Raw genomic sequence first — 20,445 nt, forward strand, 5'->3', positions numbered from 1 at the left:
CCGGCGTGGCCCGGGTGGGCCGACGTGGCCCGGGTGGGCCGACGTGGCCCAGGTGGGGCCGGGTCGGTAGGTGGTGGCGCGCCGCCCCGAATTCGCGCGACATCCCCACGACGGCCTGGCAGGCTCACCGATCATGGACGGACGCTGGGACGGCCTGCGGGCCGAGGTACGCGCCACGATCGGCGAACTGGTCGGCTCGGGCCGCGAGACCGGCGTGCAGGTCGCCGCCTACCTGCACGGCGCGCCGCTGATCGAGGAGCAGGCCGGCCTGGCCGACGCCGGCACGGGCCGACCGCTGACCGCCGACACCCCGATCCACGCCGTCTCCACCGGCAAGGCGCTCACCGCCACCGTGGTGCACGTGCTGGCCGAGCGCGGCCGGCTCGACTACGACCTGCGCGTCGCCGAGCTGTGGCCGGAGTTCGCCCGGCACGGCAAGGACCGGATCACCCTGCGGCACGCCCTCACCCACACCGCCGGGCTGCCGGCCCTGCCGGCCGACATCACCCCGGCGGACTTCACCGACTGGGACCGGATGTGCGGACTGCTCGCCGACGCCACGCCCCGCTGGGCGCCCGGCGAGCGGGTCGCGTACCACGCCTGGACGTGGGGCTGGCTGGTCGGCGAGGTGGTCCGGCGGGTCACCGGCAAACCGGTCTCGCAGGTGTTGGCCGAGGAGGTCGCCGGGCCGCTCGGGCTCGTCGACGAGCTGTTCCTGGGCGTACCCGAGGCGCAGCTGCCCCGGCTGGCCCGGCTCGAGGACGCCGGCCTGGCGGCCCTGATGACGTACGCCGGCGAGAACCTGCCGAACTTCGACGCCGTCGCCCCGCCCGCGGTGCGTCCGGACGCCACCATCGGCAGCCGGCCGGACGTGCTGCGCGCCGACGTGCCGGCGGTCGGCACGATGACCGCGCGCGGGATCGCCCGGATGTACGCGGCGCTGCTCGGCCCGGTCGACGGGGTGCGACTGATCTCCCCGGGCCGCCTCGCCGAGGTGTCCGCGGTCGCGGCACGCGGCACCGACTGGGTCTTCGGCGCCGAGGTGACCTTCGGTCTCGGCTACGCGGTCGACGCCGACGGCTCGTTCGGCACCGCGGGCAGCGGCGGCAGCCTCGCCTTCGCGTACCCGGAACTGGGGTTGACCGTGGCGGCGCTGCGCAACCGGCTCGGTGCGGGCGACGGCGATCCGATGGAGGGCCTGCGGCGGCTGGTCCGCGACGCGGTGGCCGCCGCGCACGCCTGAGCCTGCCCGGACCCGGCGGCCCGACCCGGGCGGCCGGCGGGGTCCCTGCGTCGCCGCCGCCTGTCGGCGTCGAAACCGGCGACCGCCGTTCGTATCGAGGGTGGCGGGCCGGTAGCGGGCCGGCCCCCGACCCCACGAGGAGCGGCATGCGCAGGATCGTCGTCACCAACAACGTCAGCCTGGACGGGGTGATGCAGGCGCCCGGACGGCCCGACGAGGACACCCGGGACGGCTTCGCCCGCGGCGGCTGGGCCCTGCCCTACCAGGACCCGGTGCTGGGCCGGAAGATGGGCGAGGGCATGGCCTCGACCGGCGCGCTGCTGCTCGGTCGGCGCACCTACCTGGACTTCGCCGGCTACTGGCCCCGGCAGACCGGCAACCCGTTCACCCCGGTCCTCGACGCGCTGCCCAAGTACGTCGCCTCGACCACCCTCACCGACCCGCTGCCCTGGGTGAACTCGCACCTGCTCGGCGGCGACGTCATCGCGGCGGTGGCCGAGCTGAAGGCCGGCGCCGGCCCGGACATCTCGGTGCTGGGCAGCGGGGAACTCGTCCGGTCGCTGCGCCGGCACGGGCTCGTCGACGCGTACGTGCTGCTGGTCCACCCGCTGGTGCTGGGCAGCGGCCGGCGCCTCTTCGCCGACGGCGACGCGCCCGACGAGCTGCGGCTGGTGGACAGCCTCACCACCACGACCGGGGTGGTCGTGGCCACCTACGAGCCGGCCTGACCCTCGGCCCGCGGGCCGCCCTCCGGCCCGGGGGCGGCGGACGGGCCGCGGCGCAGCCGGGCGCGCAGCCGGCCGGCGGCGTCGCCGAGCACCGCGCCGGTCATCGGCAGCAGCGGGCTGGACCGCATCACCGCCAGTTCCTCGGCCGGCGAGGTGGCCCCGTCGAGGAAGCGCAGCACCCGCTCGGCCGGGTTGCGCGCGAACAGCCGGTCGAAGAACGCCACCCCATCCACGTGCCCCCGGTCCAGCGCGCGCAGCGCCACCGCGTCCATCCACCGGTGCCGGGCCGGGTACGCGGGCGCCGGCACCGGCGGCCGGCCGGCGGCCACCGCCCGGGCCACCTGGTCGGCCTGCCGCAGCATCGCGGAGAAGGTGAACCCGGTGGACGGTCGGGTGGCCCCGCCGGCGGTGCCGAGGCGGACCACCCGGGGCGAGGGGCGGCCGACGAACGGCCCGTCGGTCATCGGGATCACCCCGTTCTCGACCTCCCGCACGCGCAGCCCGGCCAGGTCCAGGCCGAGCAGCCCGGCGTAGCCGCGCAGCGCCCGGTCGTACCCGGCGTCGCTGAGCGGGGCGGCGGAGAACTCGGTGTACTCGACCAGCGCGTAGCGGTCGTCGACCGGCAGCACGTAACCGAAGGAGACCCCACGGTCGGGCTGCGGGGTGCGGAAGTCCATCAGCACCGCCCGGTCCGGGTCGAAGGTGGGCCGGTCGGCGGCCAGCCACCAGCCGCGGAAGTGCTGCAACCAACTGGTCCGCCCGGGCCGCGCCGGCGGCCGGGGCCGCGAGTCGAGCACCCAGCCGGCCCGCAGCAGCGCCCGGCCGGCCGGGTCGTGCACGGTCACCCGGTCGCCGTCGTCGCGCAGCCGCCCGGCGGGCACCTCGATCCGCACCGCGCCCAGTCGCCGTTCCGCCGCCGCCGCCCGGTCGTAGACCGGGGCGGACCGGAGCATCGCGTACCGCAGCGGGTCCAACGACAGCACGCGGCGGGCGGCCGGCGTGACCACCTCCACCCGCGACCAGCTGGCGCTCAACAGCGGGTCGAGGTCGGAGCCCGGGACGCCCCAGAACGCCCAGGTGCGGTCCTGGCCGCGCTTGCGCACCGGATCGACCACGGCGACCCGCAGGCCGGCCAGCTCGTGCCGGCCGAGGGCGGCCAACACCAGGGAGGCGGCACCGCCGCCGCCCACCAGCGCGAGGTCGACGTCGAGCGGAGACGAGGGCATCCGCCCACGCTGCCACACCCCGCCGCGCCCCGGCCCACCGGACCTGCCGTCGCGGCCCCGGCGCGGCGCGTAGATTCGCAGGAGATCATCGAGAACGGGGGCGGCATGGCGCGGGAACCGCTGCGGGTGGGGCTGCTGGGGTACGGCATCGCCGGGCGGGTGTTCCACGCCCCGCTGATCGCCGCGACCCCCGGGCTGCGGCTGGCCGCCGTGGTCACCCGCGACCCGCAACGCCGCGCGCAGGCCGGCGCCGAACACCCCGACGCCCACCTGCTCGACGCCCCCGAGCAGCTCTGGTCGGCCGCGGCCGACCTGGACCTGGTCGTGGTGGCCACGCCGAACCACCAGCACGTGCCGATGGCCCGGGCCGCGCTCGCCGCCGGACTGCCGGTCGTCGTGGACAAGCCACTCGCGCCGACCTCGGCGGAGGCACACGCGCTGATCGCGGCGGCCGCCGCCGCGGGCGTGCCACTGACCGCGTTCCAGAACCGGCGCTGGGACGGCGACTACCGGACCGTGCGTCGCCTGGTCGAGGCGGGCGAGCTGGGCCGGGTGACCCGGTTCGAGTCGCGGTTCGAGCGGTGGCGGCCGGCGATCAAGCCGGGCTGGCGGGAGAGCGCCGCACCGGGCGGGGCCGGCGGGGCGCTGTTCGACCTCGGCGCGCACCTGATCGACCAGGCGGTGCAGCTGTTCGGCCCGGTCGCGCGGGTCTACGCGGAGGTGGACCGGCGCCGGCCCGGCGCCGAGGTGGACGACGACGCGTTCGTCGCGCTCACCCACACCAACGGCGTGCGGTCCCAGCTCTGGATGGGCGCGGTGACCGCGCAGCTCGGGCCCCGGTTCCGGGTGCTCGGTGACCGCGCCGCCTACACCAGCTACGGCCTCGACCCGCAGGAGGCGGCGCTGCGCGACGGCGGCCGGCCCGGCGCCCCCGGCTGGGGCGAGGTCACCCCCGACCGGTACGGGCAGCTCGGCGTCGACGGCGACCTCCGGGCGGTCCCCACCGAGGCGGGCCGCTACCAGGACTTCTACGCCCAGGTCGAGGCGGCGCTGCGGGACGGCACGCCGATGCCGGTGGACCCGGCCGACGCGGCGCACGTGGTGGCCCTGATCGAACTGGCGCATCAGGCCGCCGCGCAGGGCGCGACCCTGCCGGTGCCGGCCTGACCGGCCCCGCTCAGCGGGCGGTCGCGGCCGGTTCCGGGGCGTCCGGGGCCGGATCGGCGTACGCGGCGGCGACGGTGGCCCGGTCGAACACCCGCCAGGTCGCCACGATCACCGCGACCGCCACCACGAACCCCACCCAGTACGGCGCGGTGATCCCGAACCGGCCGGCGACCACCCCGCCGAGCAGCGCGCCGACGCAGTTGCCGCCGGCGGCCAGGAACAGGGTCGTGCTGCCCACCCGGCCCAGCAGGGCGGGCGGGGTGAGCCGCTGGCGCAGCGAGTTCGCCACGATGTTCCACAGCGAGGAGTGCACCCCGAACGCGAACAGCGCCACCCCGACCACCACGGCGCTGCGCGACGCGGCCAGGGCAAGGTGCAGGCCGGCCTCGATGAGCAGCCCGACCCGGACCGTCCAGGTGGCGGTGATCGCGGCGACCAGCCGGTCCCCGGCGGCCGCGCCGAGCAGCCCGCCGACGGCCAGGCAGGTGAAGAGCGCGCCGTAGCCCACCGAGCCGAGACCCAGCCGGTCGGTGGCGAGCAGCACCAGCACCGCGAGGGCGGCGGTGAGGGTGACGTTGAGCAGTCCGATCAGCAGGGTCATGGTGCGCAGCAGCCGGTGTCCCAGCAGCCAGCGGAACCCGTCCGCCACCTCCGCGCGCACCGAACGTCGCCCACCCCGGTCAGGTCCGGTCCGGAACGACCCGGCGACCAGCCCGACCAGCACGGCGCTCAGCGCGTACGTGCCGGCGTTGACCGCGAACGGGATGGCCGCGGCCAGCACGAACAGCAGGCCGCCGAGCGGGCCGGCGACCATGTTCTGCATGACCTGGGTGCCGCCGCCCAACCAGCCGTTGGCCCGTTCCAGCCGGGACCGGGGCACCACCACGGGCACGACCGCCTGGGCGGCGGTGCGGAACACCACCTCGCCGGTGTTGACCACGAACAGCACCGCGTAGAGCAGGACGATCCCGGCCCGGTCGACGACCATCGCGGCGGCCAGCACGGCCAGCACGGCCACCCGTACCCAGTCGATGACCACCATCAGCCGGCGCCGGTCGACCCGGTCCACCAGCACCCCGCCGGGCAGCGCGAAGAGCAGCCAGGGCAGCCAGCCCACGGCGGCGCCGGCCGCCACCACGAGCGGATCGTCGGTCCGCGACGCCACGTACAGCGGCGCGGCCACCGTCGCCATCCCGCTGCCCAGCGCCGACATGGTGCTGGCCGCCCAGAGCCGGGCGAAGCGCCCGTCGAGCCGGTCCCCCGCGGTCCCCGTCGTCACGGCGAGCGAACCTACCAGCCACGGCGGGCCGGACCGAGCGAGTTTCCCGCCCGGGGTACGCCGGGTCAGCCGCCGGCCGGGGCATGGGAAGATCACCCATGCCCGTCACCAACCCCTGGCTCGCCGGTCCCGCCCCCACCGCCCGCCTCGGCCGTGCCCGGCTGGCGGAGCGCATCCTCAACCTGCTCTCCTCGCAGAACATGTGCGTGCTGGCCACCGCCGGCCCTGACGGCCCGCTGGCCACCCCGGTGCGCTACTTCCACCTCGACTTCACCCTGATGTTCACCGCGGTCGCCGACTCGCCGAAGATGCGCAACCTCGCCGCCGACCCGCGCGTCTCGATCGGGATCTTCGCGCCGCTGGTCGGCCAGGCCAGCAGCCGCGGCGCCCAGGTCTTCGGCCGGGCCCGGGTGCTGCACCCCGGCGACCCGGACTTCGCGCACCACTGGCCGGCGTACCGCTGGCAGTCCGACCACGTGGAGCGGTCCCGGTCGCTGGCCGAGCCGCCCGCCGGGCCGCTGGTGGTGGTGCCGGCCGAGCGGATCGTCTACACCGAGCACTGGCTGCGCCGCGAGGGCTACGCACCCCGCCAGTTCTGGCGGGCGTGACCGTCGCCCCCGGGGGCACACTGCCGGCATGCGGATGCCGTTCCCCGAGCCCGGACCGTCGGCCGACGTGCCGGCCCTCTTCCTCACCTACCTGGACTACTACCGGGACACGGTGGCCGACCGGGTGGCCAGACTGACCGACGCGCAGGCGCGCGGCAGCCGGCTACCGTCCGGCTGGACCCCGGTCGAGTTGGTCAACCACCTGACCTTCATGGAGCGGCGCTGGTTCGTCTGGGGCTTCCTCGGCGAACCGGTGCCGGACCCGTGGGGCGACCACGCCGACGACCGCTGGCACGTCGACCCGGCCGAGCGCGTCGACGACGTGCTGGCCGCCCTGCGCCGGGGCGGGCAGCGGACCCGGGAGATCGTCACGGGCCATCCGCTGGACTCCCCCGCCGCGCTGGGCGGCCGGTTCACCGACCCGGCCCGCCGCCCCACCCTGGCCGCGATCCTGTTCCACGTGCTCCAGGAGTACGCCCGGCACGCCGGCCACCTCGACGTCGCCCGCGAGCTGATCGACGGCCGGACCGGCGAGTGAGCCCGGCCCGCCCGCTGGTCGCCCCTGGACGGTGACCTGGGCGCGAGCCCGCCGGCAGGCCCGACCCGGGCTGTGCCACGTGCCGCACACCCGCTAGTGCGTCCTAGGAGGCTAGCTTTGAGATGCCGCGGACGGGGCGGCGGGCGTTGAGATGACGCGAGCGGGCCGGGAGAGCCGCCCCGTCGCGGCATCCCGGCCCCCGCTACCGCGGCGTCCCGGCCCTCGCTACCGCGGAATCAGCGGGCCGCCGTGCGGTGCAGCAGTGGGACGAGGACGGCCGCGGCCACCAGGTGCATGGCGACCAGGGTGACCCTGGCCGCGGTGCCCACTCCCCCGCCCAGCGGGCCGAGCAGCGACACCAGCAGGACGATCAGGGCCACCACCGTCCATACCGGACGGGCTCGGGTGGTGAACCGTTCAAGCAGGGCCAGCAGGCCCCAGGCGGCCAGCCCGGCCAGCAACGTGGAGACCGCGACCGCGACCGGCGTCACCCGCTGCTCCGCGCCGCCGGTGCGGGCCACCAGGTCCACTCCGGCGAGGGGAACGGCGACCACCCAGACGGCCAGGGTGGCGGCGGTGGCGGCGAGCACCGCCCGCAGCCGGCCGGGCCAGCGCGCCGGCCGGGCGGTGGTGGCGGGCAGATCCGATCCGGTGGTGACGGTGTTCATCGGCGGTACCTCCTGGCGGTCCGGACCCGGTTGCGGGTCGGCGGGTGACGTCCAGAGCGACGCTAGGGGTCCGCGCCGGCTCCTCGGATCGGGCTGCGGACCGGATCCCCGCTCCGTCGCCCGGACCAGGCCGCGCCCGGATCTCCGTCTGGAGACCGATGAGAGCGGGCCGGGTGGCCGCCTAGCATCCGGACTGTGAGCTGCCCGTCCCGATCCCGGATCCTGCTGCTGATCGACGGCGGCATCGCCACCGCGATCTTCGCCGTCATGCTGATCGTGGCGCTCCTGCCCCACGCTGGCCCCGCCACCACGGCGGGGACCGCCGCCGTGGTCGCCCTCGCCGCGGTGCAGGCCAGTTGCCTGCTCTGGATCCGCCGGCACCCGGGGTACGGCCTGGCGGTGGCCGCGCTCGCCGGGGTGGGGCTGGAGGCGCTCTGCCCGGAGCTGGGCTGGCTCGGCATGGTCGCCGCGCCGCTGGCGTACGTCGCGCGGCTGCGCCCGCCCCGGGTTTCGCTGGCCGCTCTCGGCGTGCTGCTCCTTCCCCTCCCGTGGAAGCTGGTCACCGGCGGCTGGCGGGACCTGCTGTTCGCGGTCAGCGCGCTGGGCCTCGCCTGGACGATCGGCGAGCTGCAGCGCGAGCAGGCGAACCGGCGGTGCGACCGGGAACGCCAGGTGATCACCTGGGAGCGGGAGCGGATCTCCCGGGAACTGCACGACGTGGTGGCCCACCACGTCGCGGTGATCGCCGTGCAGGCCGCCGCCGCCGAGGACATCTTCGACCAGCGCCCGGAGCAGGCCCGGGCCGCGCTCGGCTCGATCAACGCGGCCGCCCGGTCGGCGCTCACCGAGCTGCGCTCGATGCTGTCCGCGCTGGCCGTCGAGGCCGGCTCGGCGCAGGACGGGCCGCAGCCCGCCCTGGCGCAGCTCGACGCGCTTGCCGACGCCGTCCGGGCGGTCGGGCTCCAGGTGACGATGAGCCGGGACCCCCTCGCCGGCGACCTGCCCGGCGGGGTGCAGCTGTCGGCGTACCGGATCGTGCAGGAGTCGTTGACCAACGCGCTGCGGCACAGCCACGCCACCCGGGCCGAGGTCGACGTCCGCTACGACGGCGGCGTGCTGCACCTGGATGTGGTCAACGACGGGTCGCCGCGGCCCCGCCGGCCGAACGCCGGTACCGGTCGGGGAATCGTCGGCATGCAGGAACGGGCCCGGCTGCTGGGCGGCACGTTGGACGCCGGTCCACTGCCCGCCGGCGGCTTCCGCGTCCAGGCCCGGCTTCCGGTGGGAGTGGCACGGTGACGATCCGGGTGGTGATCGCCGACGACCAGGACCTGATCCGCGCCGGCCTGGCGATGATCATCGAGGCCCGGCCGGACCTGACCGTCGTCGGGGAGGCCGCCGACGGGGTGGCGGCGGTCGCGGTGGTGCACCGGACCCGGCCGGACGTGGTGCTGATGGACGTCCGGATGCCCCGGCAGGACGGCATCGCCGCCACCCGGGAGCTGGTGGCCGCCGGCAACCCCGCCCGGGTGGTCATGCTCACCACCTTCGACCTCGACGAGCACGTGCACGCGGCGCTGCGCGCCGGTGCCAGCGCCTTCCTGCTCAAGGACACCCGCCCGGCGGACCTGGCCGAGGCGGTCCGGGTGGTGGCGCGCGGGGAGGCGCTGCTGGCGCCCACCGTGACGCGGCGGCTGCTCGACCGGTTCGCCGACCAGCTGCCCGGTTCGGGGGCGGCCAGCGGGAAACTGGCCGCGCTCACCGCGCGCGAGGTGGAGGTCCTGACGCTCACCGCGCGGGCCCTGTCGAACGCCGAGATCGCGGAGCGGCTGTACCTGAGCACCGCCACCGTGAAGACCCACGTCTCGGCCATCCTCACCAAGCTCGGCCTGCGCGACCGGATCCAGGCGGTGGTCTTCGCGTACGACGCAGGTCTGGTCCGCCCCGAGCCGCCGGCCACCTGAATCGCGTCGCCACCGAGCCGGCTCGGTACGAGCCGAGCCGGCCCGGCCGACACCGCCACGGGTGGCGCCGGCGACCGGTCCGGACCCGGGACCGGTGTCCGGGCCCGGCCGACCGGGTCAGGGCACCATCCAGCTCAGCACCGGCGAGCCCTGCAACGCCACCAGTACGCACATGATCAGCAGCAGCACCAGACTCCAGCCGAAGACCTTCCGGAAGATCTCCCCCTCCCGGCCGGCCATGCCGACCGCGCCGGCGGCGATCGCCAGGTTCTGCGGGCTGATCATCTTGCCGAGCACCCCGCCGGAGGAGTTGGCCGCCGCCAGCAGCAGCGGGTCCAGCCCGGCCCGGGCCGCGGTCTGCACCTGCAACGCCCCGAAGAGCGCGTTGGAGGAGGTGTCCGAGCCGGTCACCGCCACACCGATCCAGCCGAGGATCGCGGAGAGGAACACGAACGCCCCGCCGGCCGCGGCCAGGAACGCGCCGAGGGTGTTCGTCTGCCCGGACTGGTTCATCACGTACGCCAGCGCCAGCACCGCCATCACCGTGACGATCGCGTAGCGCAGCTCGGCGTAGGTGCGCCCGTACGCCCGCAGGGCCCGGCCGGCGGAGACCCGCAGCACCAGGGCGGTGAGGACGCCGGCGAGGATCATCAGCGTGCCGGCCGCGGGCAGCCAGTTCAGCGCGAAGGTGGTCGAGGAGAGCGGCTTGCCGTTGCCGGCCAGGATGTCCAGGCCCGGCCAGCCGAACTTGACCGTCCACGGCTCCCCGGCCAGGGCATCCTTGACCGGGCCCAGGTTGGCGACCGAGAAGATCGCGATGATGATCAGGTAGGGGGCGTACGCGCGGGCCACCTCGGCCGGGGTGTCGGCGAGGCGGGGGCTGGCGGCCGGGACCTGGTCGGCCGGGCGCGGCGCGGATCCGTCGCCGGCCCGGTGCCGGCCACCGGACGGGTCCACGTCGACCCGCGGCGCACCCGGTGGGGTCTCGCCACCGGTGCCGTCCAGGGCCGGCGCCGCGGTGCTGGTGGCCGTACCCCGGGACGGGCCGGCGGCGGCGCGGACGGTGCCCGGACCGGCCGGCCCGGCCTCGGCGGGCTCCCGGGCCGCCGGCACCACGGCCGCCTCGCGTCCCAGGTCGGCCGGGGTCTGCGGGCGCCAGACCCGGACCAGCAGCACCACCGCGGCGGCCGACACCAGCGCCGCCACGATGTCGGTCAGCGGCACCGACAGGTAGTTGGCGGCGACGAACTGCGCGAGGCCGAACGACACGCCGGCGACCAGCGCGGCCGGCCAGGTCTGCCGGATGCCGCGCCGCCCGTCGACCAACGCGACCAGCATCAGCGGCACGACCACGGCGAGTACCGGGGTCTGCCGGCCGACCATCGCGCCGAGGGTGTCCACGGTGAGCCGCGGGTCCGGGTTGGCACCGCCGCTGACGCTGGCCAGGGTGACGATCGGGGTGGCGAGTGCGCCGAACGCCACCGGCGCGGTGTTGGCCAGCAGCGACACCGAGGCCGCGTGGACCGGGCGGAACCCGAGCGCCATCAGCATCACCACGGTGATCGCCACCGGGGTGCCGAAACCGGCGAGGGCCTCGAGCAGCGCGCCGAAGCAGAACGCGATGATGATGGCCTGGATCCGCATGTCCGGGCTGACCCGCTCGAAGGAGCGGCGCAGCACGTCGAAGTGTCCGCTCTCGACGGTCAGGTTGTAGACCCAGATCGCGTTGATGACGATCCAGAGGATCGGGAAGAAGCCGAACGCGGCGCCCTCGGTGGCCGACAGCAGCGCCTGCCCGGCCGGCATGGCGTACCCGACGACCGCGACGGCCAGCGCGACGGCGAGGGAGATCAGCCCGGCCAGCCAGGCCCGCACCTTGAGCACGCCGAGCAGGACGAAGAGGGTGAGCAGGGGCAGGACCGCGAAGATGGCCGAGAGCGCTACGGAGTCACCGACCGGGTCGGTGACGACGGTGAACTGGTCGAACATGGGTCACCTCGACGCTTCTGGGACGGGTGGTGAGGTGTGCGGACGGCCCCTTCCTGGTTAGGAAGGGACTCTTCCTTCGAGCAACTCCTCGAGGTCCCGGCCGCGGATCGACGCGTCGAGGACCTGTGCGGTGTGTGCCAGGGCGAGTTCGCCGCCGGCGCGGGCCACCGAGGCGGCGACCTGCATCAGGCAACCGGGGTTGGCCGTGACGAGCAGCCGCGCCCCGGTGGCCAGCACGGTGCGGGCCTTGCGGTCGCCGAGTTCGGCGGCCGGCCCGGGGTTGAGCACGTTCCACACGCCCGCCGAGCCGCAGCACAACTCCGGGTCGGCGATCTCCCGCAGCTCCAACCCCGGGATGCCGCGCAGCAGCCGGCGCGGCTGTTCCCGGACGCCCTGGGCGTGCGCCAGATGGCAGGCGTCGTGGTACGCGACGGTCACCGGCAGCGGGTGCCGGGTGGCGACCGGGCCCAGCTCGTCGAGGAGCTCGGACAGGTCGCGGACCTTGGCGGCGAAGTCGGCGGCGAGCGCGGCGTAGCGCGGGTCGTCCCGGAGCAGTTCGCCGTACTCCTTGAGGGTGGAGCCGCAGCCGGCCGCGTTGACCACGAAGAAGTCCAGCCCGGCGGTGGCGAACGTGTCGAGCAGCCGGCGGGCGAACCGGCGGGCCTCCTCCTCGCGTCCGTTGTGCAGGCTCAGCGCCCCGCAGCAGCCCTGCCGCCCCGACCCGAGCAGCACGTCGCAGCCCTCGGCGGCGAGCACCCGGGCGGTGGCGGCGTTGACCTCGGGGAAGAACGCGTCCTGCACGCAGCCGGTGAGCATGCCGACCACCGCCCGCCGGGGGCCGGCGGCGGGCAGCCGGGCGGGCAGCCGGGGGCGCCGGCGCAGCGGCGGGGTGAGCCGGTCCAGCGCCGCCAGGGTGGGCGCGAGCCGCTCCAGCAGCCCGGTGCGCGCCAGCAGCCGGCGCAGCCCGCTGGCCCGGTACGCGCGCAGCGGCCCGCGCAGCAGCCGCAGCCGCCTCGGGTACGGGAAGAGCGCGAAGACGGCCGCGCGCAGCGCCCGTTCCCGCGGGCCGCGGCGGTGCCGGCGGTGCACCTGCTGCCGGGTGGCGGCGATCAGCCGGTCGTAGCGCACCCCGGACGGGCAGGCGGTGACGCAGGACATGCAGCCGAGGCAGCGGTCGACGTGGGTGGCCATCGAGTGGGTCAGCGGCTCGCCCTCCAGGCCGACCTTCATCAGGTGGATCCGCCCCCGGGGGGAGTCCATCTCCTCGCCCCACAGCACGTACGTGGGGCAGGTGGGCAGGCAGAAGCCGCAGTGCACGCAGTCGGCGATCAGCTCCGCGGCGGGCGGGTGGTGGGCGTCGAAGGCGGGTTCGCGGGCGGCTGCGGCGAGCGCGTCGACCGGGCGGCGGCCGGCGGCGGGCGCGGTGGCCGGGTCGCGTCCGGGCTGGTGCGGGATGCCCATCAGATGCCTCCCACGAACCGGCCGGGCGCCAGCCGGGCGTCCGGGTCGAAGCGCTGCTTGATCCGGCGCATCAGCGCCAGGCCGTCGACCGGCCCCCACAGGTCGACCCGCGCCCGCACGGCCGGCGGCGCGGTGACCACGACGGTGTGCCCGGCTACCGCGGCGGTGGCCGCCCGCACCGTGTCCACCAGGGCGGCGACCCGCTCCGGGTCGGCGGTGCCGGGCAGGCCCGCGTAGAGGACGCCGACGCCGGCCGAGCCGCGCAGCGCGAGGGGCAGCCCGTGCCGCTCGGCCGCCGCTCGGGCCTCGGCGAGCAACCGGGGTACGCCGGAGAGCGCGGCGGTCAGCTTCAGCCCGGTGCCGCCGGCCTGCCACGGCAGGCTCCCCCACCCGCCGGGCGGTCGGTCGGTGCTCGTGGCGCCGGCGCCGAGCAGCCGCCGGGCGGCCGTGGCCCGGGCGGCCACCCCGGCCCGGGTGCCCTCGATCAGCACGGTGACCGTGGCCGGGCCGGCGGGCGGGGCGTCCACCTCCAGCCCGGCCGGCACGAGTTGGCCGGCCCGTACGGCGGCGGCGAGCCGGCCGGCCGCGCCGGGGTCGTCGACCGTCCGGGACACGTACGCGGCGGCCGCCGGCAGCGGGTGCAGCCGGAAGGCGCACTCCGTGATCAGCCCCAGCGTCCCGTACGCTCCGGCGACGAGCTTGCCGAGGTCGTAGCCGGCGACGTTCTTGACCACCTTGCCGCCGGCCCGGGCGACCACCCCGTCGGCGCGTACCAGGGTGACCCCGATGAGCAGGTCGCGGGGGGTGCCGTAGAGCAGGCGGCGGGGGCCCGCGGTGTTGGTGGCGACGGCCCCGCCGACGGTGCCGCCGGCGACCGGCGGGTCGACGGCGAGCTGCTGCCCGGCGCGGGCCAGGGTGGTGGCCAGCAGGTCCAGTGCGGTGCCGGCGCGGACCACGGTGATCAGGTCGCCGGCGGCGTGCTCGACCACCCCGGCCAACGCCGTGGTGTCGAGGATCAGGTCGAGGCGGCGGGGCGGGTTGCCCCAGTCCTGCTTGGTGCCGCCGCCGCGCACGGTGACCGCCAGGTCCAGGTCCGCGGCGGCGCGCAGCACGGCGGCGGCCTGGGCGGTGTCGCGCGGGGCGGCCAGGTAGCGGGCCGGCACCCCGGCGATCGTGTCGGCCTCGCCGGCGCGCCGGACCACCCCCGCCTCGTCCGGCCCGGCCTCGACGGTGACCGGCACGGAGGCGACCGGCCCGGCCTCGACGGTGACCGGCGCGGAGGCGACCGGCCCGGCCTCGACGGTGACCGGCACGGAGGCGGCGGCGGCCGGCCCGTCAGCGGAGGCGGCGGCCGGCCCGGGCACCCGGACCGGCCGGGGCGGGCCCTCGGCTGCCTCCCGGACCGCCGCCCGAAGCCGGTCGAGGATCCGGTCGGCGGGCATCAGAACACCTCCGCGAGGCCGGCCGCCTGCGCCGGGTGCACCCCGCTGCGCCGGCCCGGGACCTCCCCGCAGAGCCGGGGCGTCGGGAAGACCTTGCCCGGGTTGGCCAGCCCGTCCGGGTCGAACGCGCAGCGCAGCAGGTGCATGGTGGCCAGGTCGTCGTCGGTGAACATGCGCGGCAGGTACTTCGCCTTGTCCACCCCGACGCCGTGCTCGCCGGTGATCGAGCCGCCGTGGGTGACGCAGAGGTCGAGGATCGCGCCGGAGACCTCCTCGGCGCGTTCGGCCTGGCCGTCGACGGCGGCGTCGAAGAGGACCAGCGGGTGCAGGTTGCCGTCGCCGGCGTGGAAGACGTTGGCCACCCGGATGCCGTGTTCGGCGGAGAGCGCGTCGATGCGGCGCAGCACCTCCGGCAGGGCGGTCCGCGGGATCACCCCGTCCTGGACGATGTAGTCGGGGCTGATCCGCCCGACGGCGGCGAACGCGGACTTGCGTCCCCGCCAGAACAGCGCCCGCTCGGCGTCGTCGGCGGCGATCCGGATCTCGAACGCCCCGTTCTCCCGGCAGAGCGCCTGCACCTGGGCGAACTGGGCGTCGACCTCCGGCGCCGGGCCGTCCAACTCGACGATGAGCACCGCCCCGGCGCCGGCCGGGTAGCCACAGTGCACGGCCGCCTCGGCGGCCGAGATGGCGAGCGCGTCCATCATCTCCACCGCCGCGGGCACCACGCCGGCCGCGATGACCGCCGAGGTGGCCGCGCCGGCCTGGTCGGTGGAGCCGAACGCGGCCAGCAGGGTCCGCACCGACTCGGGCAGCCGGGTCAGCCGGACGGTGACCTCGGTGGCGATGCCCAGGGTGCCCTCCGAGCCGACGAACGCGCCGAGCAGGTCGTAGCCGGGGCTGTCCGGGGCGCGGCCGCCGAGCCGGACCCGTTCGCCGTCGGGGGTGACCACCTCCAGGCCGGTGACGTGGTGGGTGGTGAAGCCGTACTTCAGGCAGTGCGCGCCGCCGGAGTTCTCCGCCACGTTGCCGCCGATCGAGCAGATCTGCTGGCTGGACGGGTCGGGCGCGTAGTAGTAGCCGTGCGGGGCGGCGGCCCGGCTGACCGCCAGGTTGATCACGCCGGGCTGCACCACGGCCCGCTCGTCGTCGGGGGCGACCTCGACGATGTCGCGCATCGTGGAGGTCACCACGAGCGCCCCGTGGGCGTGCGGCAGCGCCCCGCCGGAGAGCCCGGTCCCGGCGCCGCGGGCGACGAACGGCGTGCCGGCGGCCACGCAGGCGCGGACCACGGCGGCGCACTGCGCGGCGTCGGCGGGGAGCGCGACCAGCCCCGGCACCACCCGGTACCGGGCCAGCCCGTCGCACTCGTAGGTGCGCAGCTGCTGCCGGTCGCTGATCACCCGGTCGGCGCCGATGGCGGCGCGCAGGGTGGCGGCGAGAGCGTCGAGGTCCGTCGGGGTCGTGCTCATCGCCCACCTCCGCGTCGCGGTCGGTCGTCGGTCAGGGCATCCGTTCGTACGCCGGCACGGTGAGGAAGTCGACGAAGTCGTCGGCGACGGCGACGGCCATGAACAGGTCTCGGGCCTCGGCGTAGTCGCCGGGATCGCCGGGGAGCGCGGCGATCTCCTCGTCGGCGATCCGTTCGACCAGGTCGCGGGTGACCCGCTCGCCGGTGTCGTCGAGGGTGACGTCGTTGTGCAGCCACTGCCAGACCTGGCTGCGGGAGATCTCGGCGGTGGCGGCGTCCTCCATCAGGTTGAAGATGGCCACCGCGCCGGTGCCGCGCAGCCAGGCGGCCAGGTACTGCACGCCGACGCTGACCGCGTTGCGCAGCCCGGCCTCGGTGTGCCCGCCCGGGGTGGCGCGCACGTCCCGCAGCTCGGCGGCGGTGACCCGGACCTCGTCGCGGGTGCGGTGCAGCTGGTTCGGCCGGTCGCCGAGCACCCGGTCGAAGACCTCCCGACAGACCGGGACCAGGTCGGGGTGGGCCACCCAGGAGCCGTCGAAGCCGTCGCCGGCCTCGCGGGACTTGTCCTCCCGCACCTTTGCCAGGGCGGTCTCGTTGACCTGCGGGTCCCGCCGGCTCGGGATGAACGCGGCCATCCCACCGATGGCGTGCGCGCCCCGCCGATGGCAGGTGCGCACCAGCACCTCGGTGTACGCCCGCATGAACGGCACGGTCATGGTGACCGCGTTGCGGTCGGGCAGCAGGAAGTCCGCCCCCCGGGTACGGAACTTCTTGATCACGCTGAACATGTAGTCCCACCGGCCGGCGTTCAGCCCGGCGGAGTGCTCGCGCAGCTCGTGCAGGATCTCGTCCATCTCGAACGCGGCCGGGAAGGTCTCGATGAGCACGGTGGCCCGGATCGTGCCGCGCGGGATGCCGAGCTGGTCCTGGGCGAGCAGGAACACGTCGTTCCACAGTCGCGCCTCGAGGTGGCTTTCCAGTTTGGGCAGGTAGAAGTACGGGCCGGCGCCCCGGTCGAGCTGCCGGCGGGCACAGTGGAAGAAGTAGAGACCGAAGTCGACCAGGCTGCCGGAGCTGCGTTCGCCGTCGACGAGCAGGTGCTTCTCGTCGAGGTGCCAGCCGCGCGGCCGGACCACGATGGTGGCCAGGTCGCCGTCGTGCAGGGCGTACCGCTTGCCCTCCGGCGAGGTGAACTCCAGCTTGCCGTCGATCGCGTCGCGCAGGTTGAGCTGGCCGGAGACGACGTTGTCCCAGCGCGGGGTGTTGGCGTCCTCCAGGTCGGCGAGCCAGACCCGGGCGCCCGAGTTGAGCGCGTTGATGGTCATCTTCGCGTCGGTCGGCCCGGTGATCTCCACCCGCCGGTCGACGAGCCCGGGTGCCGGGTCGGCGACCCGCCAGTCCGACTCGCGGATCGCCCGGGTCTCGGGCAGGAAGTCCAGGTTGGCCCCCGCGGCCAGTTCGGCGTCCCGGTGCCGGCGCCGCCGCAGCAGCTCCCGCCGGCGCGAATCGAACGCCCGGTGCAACGCGGCGAGGAAGGCCAGCGCCTCGGGGGTGAGGATCTCGTCGTACCGGGGGTGGGCGGCCCCGGTGACCTCGACTCCGGTGGGATTGGTCATCGGCTCGCTCCTCACCGTGATATGTGTGGCGATCTATCCGGTGGTGTTCCTGCCGACTGTAGTTCTCCCTGCTCACCGCCGCGAGTTGAGCGGAAGGTCAGCCGCCGGGAGTGGTCGCCCCGGTGCGGCGAGCGGTCCGTGCCGGACGACGAACGGCCGGATCCGGCACGGCCGGCGCGCGAAGGGGCGAACCGGACGTACCCGCCGGCCCGGCGCGGGGCGGGCGATTGCCGGCCGCCCGCCCGTCCGGGTTGCGGCGACCTGGCCGGGCATGTCGGCAGCGGCGGGCCCGCACCGGGAACACGGGACGGCAACGAAGATTTCTCAATTACGCCGAGTGACCGCCGCAACCCTCCTAGTGTTGGCCACACCGGTGCTAGTCACGGAGTTGGCCACCCGAACGGCGTCCCACGCAGTCAGCGGACGAAAAGTGAGGGAAGACGCGGATGAAGGCACAGACAGTTCTCGCTTCGGCGGCGGTCGGCGTGGGCCTCGGCGCCCTGTTGCTTCCGGCCGCCGCGCTCGCGGACACCACCGTCTCGCCGGCCACCACGCCGGTCGGCGGGACCGTCGTACTCACCACGACCTGCAACCCGAACGCGGGCGACGCGCTCTTCCGCGTCACCGGACCGGACCGGGACCAGAACGTCCGGTCCACCACGGCCGCCGCGGGCGGCGGCCTGAGCGCCGAACTCTTCACCGCCGGGTTCACCCTCGGCACCTACACGGTCACCGCCACCTGCGGTGACGGCAGCAACGGCGGCACGGCCACCTTCGCGGTCACCCCGATCGGCGGGGCCCAGGCCGGCGCCGGCGGCGCGGACGGCGACGGGGACACCACGGTGCTCGCCGCCGGCGGCGCGCTCGCCGCCGCGGCCCTCGCCGGCGGGACGTACGTGCTGGTCCGCCGCCGGCGCCGCGCCACCAGCCCGGCCTGACGGGGCCGGCACGACCATCCCTGGGCGGGTGCCCGCGCCGGTGCGGACCGGTGCGGGCACACCGCGCCCTGTTCGGACGGAGGTGGGAAGCTGTCGTCGCCGCACCGCCCCGCGAGCCGGCCCGGCGCCCGCACGGTCGCCGTCGTCGCCGCCGTCACCCTGGCCGGGGCGACCGGGGCCGGCCTGGTCGCCGCCGGCCTCGGCACCACCGGGACCCGGCCGCCGCAGCCGGGGGCGTCGGTCGCCCCCACCGCGGAACGCTCCGGCACGCCCGGTCCGGTGCTGCCGCGCTCCGAGCCGGTCCGCGTCAGCATCCCCCGCATCGACGTGGACGCGGAAATCGTCCCGGTGGCCACCGACGACGACGGCGCCCTGCAGGTGCCACCGCTGGACCACCCGGAGCTCGCCGGCTGGTACCGCCGTGGCCCCACGCCGGGCGAGGCGGGCAACGCCGTCCTGGTCGGGCACGTCGACTCGCAGAACGGGCCGGCGGTCTTCTTCGAGCTGGGCCGGCTACGCCCCGGCGACACGGTGCGGGTCGGCCGGGCCGACGGGCGGGTCGCCACGTTCACCGTGGACGGTGTCGGGGCGTACCCGAAGGAACGCTTCCCCACCGAGCGGGTGTACGGCGGCGGCGCGGAGGCCCGGCTGCGCCTGATCACCTGCGGTGGCCGCTTCGACCCGCACACCGGCAACTACCCGGACAACATCGTGGTCTTCGCCACCGCCACCGGCTGAGGCGGCCGGCCTCGGTCGCGCCGGGCCGGCCCGAGTCGCGTCGGGACGGCCCCGGTCGCATCGGGCCGGCACCGGTCGCATCGGGACAGCCCTGGTCGCGTCGCGCCGGCCCCGGTCGCGTCGCGGCCGGTCTCCCCGGGTCAGGAGTCCAGGTCGGACAGCTCCCGGCCGAGCAGCTCGGCGAGCCGGGCCGCGCGGGCGGGGGCGTCGCTGGCGGTGATGCCCCGGCTGGGCTGCTCCACGGTCATCAGCAGGTACAGGTAGAGCCGGTACAGGCCCAGCCGGCGGCGCACCCCGGCGTCCCACGGGAACGGCGCGGCCGCCCGGTAGGCCCGCACCAGCGGGTCGTCCGGCTCGTCCTCGACCCGCCGGTAGAGCAGCGGCGAGATGAGGTCCATCAGCGGGTCGCCCCAGAGGTAGCGCTCGCCGTCGACCAGGCCAGTGAACCGGAGCCGGCCGTCCGGCCCGGCGGTGGCGAGGATGTTGCCGGCCCAGCCGTCGAAATGCAGCAGCGCCGGGCGGCGCACCGCGTCCAGGACATCGGCGTGCCGGCGCACCAGCTCCGCGATCCGCTCCGCCGGCAACGGCAGCGGCACCCGCCAGTCGGCCGCGTCGGCGAGCAGGTCCCCCACCATGGCGGTGTACGCGTCCCGCCAGGTGTCGCCGCTGGCCCGGTCGCCCTCGTAGCCGTAGCGCTCGCCGGTCACCCGGTGCAGCGCGGCGAGCGCCCCGCCCAGCTCGGCGCGGACCCCGTCGGTGTCGGCCCCCTCCTGACTCAGGTCCCACAGAGTGCGTCCCGGCAGCAGGCCGGTGAGCAGCCAGTCGCCCAGCTCCGGGTCGCGGCCGTGGTGCAGCAGCGGCGGAACCGGCACGGCGGGCACCCGCGCCGCGACCAGGCGCAGGTAGCGGGCCTCGGCACCGATCATGTCGAGCTCGTAGCGCAGCAGCGGCACGTGCGGGAACGGGCCGACCTTGAGCACGACCTGCCGGCCGTCGTCCAGGTGCACCCACCAGACGGCGGCGAAGCCACCACCGGCCAGCGGCCCGCACCCGGTGACCCGGGGCGCGGGGCCGAGCGAGGCGGCGACGAAGCGGCGGACCTGGTCGGGGTCGAGGGCGCGTTGGGTCGGACTCATCCGGGCCGCCCCGGGCGGCGGGCGAGGATCGCGATGCTCTGCTCCATCGTCCGCCGAGGGTACTGACCGGACCCGCCGCCCGCTGTCCCCCGCCGCCGCACCGGGCCGGTCGGGCAGGTCCCGTTCCGCCGGCGCGCTCCCCAGGCGACGGTGGCCGGCCGGGCCGGCCGCGCGGTGCGCGCCCCGGTCGTGGTCGGCCGGGGCGTACAACGCGCGGAGTGCGCCGGCTCAGC

18 protein-coding genes are annotated in these 20,445 nt (G+C 76.1%); 9 read left to right on the top strand and 9 right to left on the bottom strand.

All coding sequences use genetic code 11. The features are described from left to right. Positions 1–133: 133 nt before the first annotated feature. Together LQ51_RS21930 and LQ51_RS21935 are read left to right on the top strand one after the other, a co-directional pair. Positions 134–1,243 (top strand): serine hydrolase domain-containing protein, encoded by a 1,110-nt coding sequence (locus LQ51_RS21930; RefSeq protein ID WP_046568605.1) that lies wholly within the window; start codon positions 134–136, stop codon positions 1,241–1,243. Positions 1,244–1,389: 146 nt separating this feature from the next. Next, positions 1,390–1,971, top strand: coding sequence for a dihydrofolate reductase family protein (locus LQ51_RS21935; protein WP_046568607.1), 582 nt, complete (start codon positions 1,390–1,392; stop codon positions 1,969–1,971). Here the strand turns inward: LQ51_RS21935 and LQ51_RS21940 are convergent. After that, positions 1,956–3,215: a lycopene cyclase family protein gene (locus LQ51_RS21940; protein WP_046568609.1), complete on the bottom strand. Its 1,260-nt coding sequence runs from the start codon at positions 3,213–3,215 to the stop codon at positions 1,956–1,958. The genes LQ51_RS21935 and LQ51_RS21940 overlap by 16 nt on opposite strands. An 87-nt stretch (positions 3,216–3,302) precedes the next feature. On the opposite strand from LQ51_RS21940, the gene LQ51_RS21945 reads away from it, so the two are divergent. Beyond that, positions 3,303–4,364, top strand: coding sequence for a Gfo/Idh/MocA family protein (locus tag LQ51_RS21945; protein ID WP_046568611.1), 1,062 nt, complete (start codon positions 3,303–3,305; stop codon positions 4,362–4,364). Between the two features lie 10 nt (positions 4,365–4,374). On the opposite strand, the gene LQ51_RS21950 is transcribed toward LQ51_RS21945, so the two are convergent. Then, a complete protein-coding gene (locus LQ51_RS21950) occupies positions 4,375–5,643 on the bottom strand; it encodes an MFS transporter (protein ID WP_231605827.1) in 1,269 nt (422 codons plus the stop codon). 98 nt (positions 5,644–5,741) lie between these two features. Here LQ51_RS21950 and LQ51_RS21955 point away from each other — a divergent pair, with 98 nt between their 5' ends. Together LQ51_RS21955 and LQ51_RS21960 are read left to right on the top strand one after the other, a co-directional pair. Then, positions 5,742–6,251 (top strand): pyridoxamine 5'-phosphate oxidase family protein, encoded by a 510-nt coding sequence (locus LQ51_RS21955; protein WP_046568613.1) that lies wholly within the window; start codon positions 5,742–5,744, stop codon positions 6,249–6,251. Between the two features lie 28 nt (positions 6,252–6,279). Next, positions 6,280–6,789 (top strand): DinB family protein, encoded by a 510-nt coding sequence (locus tag LQ51_RS21960; protein ID WP_046568615.1) that lies wholly within the window; start codon positions 6,280–6,282, stop codon positions 6,787–6,789. A 236-nt stretch (positions 6,790–7,025) separates the two neighbouring features. On the opposite strand, the gene LQ51_RS21965 is transcribed toward LQ51_RS21960, so the two are convergent. Then, a complete protein-coding gene (locus tag LQ51_RS21965; RefSeq protein WP_052745029.1) occupies positions 7,026–7,457 on the bottom strand; it encodes a DUF6069 family protein in 432 nt (143 codons plus the stop codon). 195 nt (positions 7,458–7,652) lie between these two features. Between LQ51_RS21965 and LQ51_RS21970 the strand changes: the two genes are divergently transcribed. Both LQ51_RS21970 and LQ51_RS21975 read left to right on the top strand, forming a co-directional pair. Continuing rightward, positions 7,653–8,756, top strand: a complete 1,104-nt coding sequence (locus LQ51_RS21970) for a sensor histidine kinase (RefSeq protein WP_046568617.1) — start codon at positions 7,653–7,655, stop codon at positions 8,754–8,756. Further along, the gene (locus LQ51_RS21975) at positions 8,753–9,421 is read left to right on the top strand and encodes a response regulator (protein WP_046568619.1); all 669 of its coding nucleotides are present in this window, start codon (positions 8,753–8,755) and stop codon (positions 9,419–9,421) included. Before LQ51_RS21970 ends, LQ51_RS21975 begins: the two co-directional genes overlap by 4 nt. A gap of 117 nt (positions 9,422–9,538) precedes the next feature. Here LQ51_RS21975 and LQ51_RS21980 read toward each other — a convergent pair whose 3' ends face one another. The 5 genes from LQ51_RS21980 to aceB are packed head-to-tail and all read right to left on the bottom strand — an operon-like array spanning position 9,539 to position 17,400. Beyond that, on the bottom strand, positions 9,539–11,410 hold the full coding sequence (locus LQ51_RS21980) for an L-lactate permease (RefSeq protein WP_046568622.1): 1,872 nt from the start codon (positions 11,408–11,410) through the stop codon (positions 9,539–9,541). Between the two features lie 57 nt (positions 11,411–11,467). Beyond that, positions 11,468–12,871, bottom strand: a complete 1,404-nt coding sequence (locus LQ51_RS21985) for a (Fe-S)-binding protein (protein WP_082159583.1) — start codon at positions 12,869–12,871, stop codon at positions 11,468–11,470. Continuing rightward, complete coding sequence (locus tag LQ51_RS21990) at positions 12,871–14,313, bottom strand: FAD-binding oxidoreductase (RefSeq protein ID WP_082159584.1); 1,443 nt, start codon at positions 14,311–14,313, stop codon at positions 12,871–12,873. The genes LQ51_RS21985 and LQ51_RS21990 overlap by 1 nt, the downstream gene beginning before the upstream one ends. Further along, the gene (locus tag LQ51_RS21995; RefSeq protein ID WP_046568625.1) at positions 14,313–15,785 is read right to left on the bottom strand and encodes an FAD-linked oxidase C-terminal domain-containing protein; all 1,473 of its coding nucleotides are present in this window, start codon (positions 15,783–15,785) and stop codon (positions 14,313–14,315) included. Before LQ51_RS21995 ends, LQ51_RS21990 begins: the two co-directional genes overlap by 1 nt. Positions 15,786–15,816: 31 nt before the next feature. Continuing rightward, positions 15,817–17,400, bottom strand: coding sequence for a malate synthase A (gene aceB, locus LQ51_RS22000; RefSeq protein WP_046568626.1), 1,584 nt, complete (start codon positions 17,398–17,400; stop codon positions 15,817–15,819). 446 nt (positions 17,401–17,846) lie between these two features. Between aceB and LQ51_RS22005 the strand changes: the two genes are divergently transcribed. Continuing rightward, positions 17,847–18,338 carry a hypothetical protein gene (locus LQ51_RS22005; protein ID WP_046568628.1) on the top strand — a complete coding sequence of 164 codons (492 nt, stop codon included), beginning with the start codon at positions 17,847–17,849 and terminating at the stop codon, positions 18,336–18,338. 90 nt (positions 18,339–18,428) lie between these two features. Continuing rightward, a complete protein-coding gene (locus tag LQ51_RS22010) occupies positions 18,429–19,076 on the top strand; it encodes a class F sortase (RefSeq protein WP_046568631.1) in 648 nt (215 codons plus the stop codon). Between the two features lie 140 nt (positions 19,077–19,216). Here the strand turns inward: LQ51_RS22010 and LQ51_RS22015 are convergent, their stop codons facing one another. Next, positions 19,217–20,212 carry a phosphotransferase family protein gene (locus LQ51_RS22015; RefSeq protein ID WP_046568633.1) on the bottom strand — a complete coding sequence of 332 codons (996 nt, stop codon included), beginning with the start codon at positions 20,210–20,212 and terminating at the stop codon, positions 19,217–19,219. Positions 20,213–20,445 lie beyond the last annotated feature (233 nt).

This window comes from Micromonospora sp. HK10 (genome assembly GCF_000982955.1).
Classification (GTDB): domain Bacteria; phylum Actinomycetota; class Actinomycetes; order Mycobacteriales; family Micromonosporaceae; genus Micromonospora.